The organism is Flavobacterium bizetiae (assembly GCF_902804475.1).
Lineage (GTDB): Bacteria > Bacteroidota > Bacteroidia > Flavobacteriales > Flavobacteriaceae > Flavobacterium > Flavobacterium bizetiae.
Window position 1 is genome coordinate 1 of the sequence record NZ_CADCSU010000178.1, and the last position, 2,435, is coordinate 2,435.

Consider the following 2,435-nt stretch of genomic DNA (forward strand, 5'->3'; position numbering starts at 1 on the left):
ATATAAGAAATATCCTTAATCGAAATAATGAATCTATAGAAGTTACTGTCAGAGTTATTAACAATATTTTTATAAACTGATAAAAGAACAAAAAAAGCCTCCAAAATCATAAATTTTGAAGGCTTAATATATTTTTAAAACAGTATTTAATTAGTTTAAACCAGAAAAAATACCGTTTATAATGCAACGTGCAGTTCTGAATTTACTTTTTAAAATTATAAACTTCTATATTTTTATTCTTTGATGAATTTATTAGAAACTTCGTTAATCTTATATACATAAACACCAGATTGTAAACCGGAAACATCTAGTTTGATAAAATCCTCGTTGTTATCAGCAATATTTTTTTCTAAAACCAGTTTTCCGCTAATAGAATACACTTTAAGATTTGCGTCTGCTGTTTTATCAGAAGGATTTGTAATGTTCAGAACATCTTTTACAGGGTTAGGATAAGCCACTAATGATTTAGACAAAGCTTTAGACTGATTAACTGATAATGATCCCGTTAACGCATATACATCTTTTGCTGTGGTGTAGATATTTGAAGCATAGGTCGCTTTTTGTGTAATTAATTTATAGTTATTAGATAATGTCTTCACGATCAACGCGTCTTGTTTGTCTCCAAATTGCTGCAATACAACTCCATTTTCGTTTATAAGCGACATTTTGTGAGTTCCTGTTGGACTTCTCGTCACGAGTAAAAACTCTATAAGATTATCAGAATTGAATAATTTATCTGTAAACAAATACATATTATTTATCGTGTAACCACTATCAACCGGTAAGGTTAAAGTTTTATAAACAGAATGATTTTCGGTATAGATTTTTAAAACATTACTACTATCAAACGTATAATGATACGATGCTGTTTCGGTATTAAAAAAATAGCTTTGATCGCCGCCTTCATCCTGATTAATGATATAAGAATGTTCAAGTGTTGCTTGAGAAAAAGAAAGTGTAGAAGTTAAAAAAAAAGTAAATAGAGTAATTTTTCTGATCATAATTTTGGTTTTTGGTTGATATTTATTTTTAAAATTATTAAAAACTGCGGTATTATTGTCTAATGCTATTATTATAGCTATAGTAAATGTAATCGATTTTTATTAAGATTTTGTAAAACTAAATCTACTAATTTGTTTATTTTTTTGCACAAAAAAACTCCATCAGAAATAATGGAGTTTTGTAGTTTTTATTGATATCACATCAAGGATAGATCATCAGAAATATAAATGCAAATAAGTTAACGAGCAACACGACACCGTAGACAACATTTGATTTTCCTTTGCTTAAAGATAACATCACGGTAAATACAGATAACGCCAATAAAACAATCGATTTAATATCAAGCCCTAAAATAATCGGCATATCCATCAACACGCAAACCGCGGCAACACTCGGAATCGTTAAACCAATACTAGCCAAAGCTGACCCCAAAGCTAAATTGATACTCGTTTGCAACCTGTTTTTTCTCGCTGCTATAATGGCTGCAATAGCCTCTGGAAGCAAAATAATGGCTGCAATTACAACCCCAACCAGAGTTTTAGGCAAATTGTACCCAATAATGATACTTTCGATAGTAGGAGAAAGGGTTTTGGCCAATAATACCACAATACCTAAACTTACAATAAGAAAAACAAGACTTGTATAGAATGTTTTATTGTCAATTGTTATTGGCTCGACTGTATCGTCGTTTTCATCATCGCCAACAGTCAAAAAATATTGACGGTATCTTGTAGTTTGTGCAAACAAAAAGGAAGCATATATAATAATACAGGCACCAGAAGCAAAAACAAGCTGCGGAATAGAATAATAGGATCCCTTAACGCTTTCTGTAAAAGTAGGGAAGACCAGCGTAAATACGATAATAGAAACCAAGGAAACCAAACCAATGGTTACAGACGATACAGAAAAGTTTTGCTCGTAATGTTTCATACCACCTATTAAAAGACAAAGCCCGATAATTCCATTTAAAATAAGCATAGTCGCAGCATAAACCGTATCTCTTGCTAATGAAGCAGCTGCAGAACCTTCTGACAGCATTAAAGATACAATAATCGAAACTTCGATAACGGTTATAGATATAGCCAGAATAATGGTTCCGTAAGGTTCACCAACTCTTTCTGCTATTATTTCTGAATGATGAACGGCCGACATAACACTAAGGATAAGTAGGATACTGGCAATAACCTGAAAAAAGCTGCTGTTGTCTACAAGTCCGCTAAAAAATAGAATCCAGGCAAGTGCCGGAATGATAATGGTCCACTGAAGTAATCTTTTCATATATGTATTTTTTTGTCAATAGTTTTACTTTAAAATCGACATTTTAATTTTCCGTAATATAGGGCTTTTTGCCGCAAGTACCAAAAAGACAGGGGTATGTTTCTTAAAAAACCTTCATTTATAATAGTATCTTTAGCATCTGATAACTTCTCTCT

Annotated in this window: 2 protein-coding genes; both read right to left on the bottom strand. The window is 31.7% G+C overall.

Translation table 11 applies throughout. The annotated features are described in order from the left end of the window. Window positions 1-233: 233 nt before the first annotated feature. On the bottom strand, window positions 234-1,001 hold the full coding sequence (locus FLACOL7796_RS22280) for a T9SS type A sorting domain-containing protein (protein ID WP_173972980.1): 768 nt from the start codon (window positions 999-1,001) through the stop codon (window positions 234-236). A 202-nt stretch (window positions 1,002-1,203) separates the two neighbouring features. Beyond that, complete coding sequence (locus FLACOL7796_RS22285; RefSeq protein WP_173972981.1) at window positions 1,204-2,280, bottom strand: calcium:proton antiporter; 1,077 nt, start codon at window positions 2,278-2,280, stop codon at window positions 1,204-1,206. Between the last annotated feature and the right edge of the window lie 155 nt (window positions 2,281-2,435).

Coding starts and splice junctions, on each gene's coding strand:
- FLACOL7796_RS22285 (WP_173972981.1), bottom strand. CDS start 2,280: ATGAAAAGATTACTTCAGTGGACCATTATCATTCCGGCACTTGCCTGG.
- FLACOL7796_RS22280 (WP_173972980.1), bottom strand. CDS start 1,001: ATGATCAGAAAAATTACTCTATTTACTTTTTTTTTAACTTCTACACTT.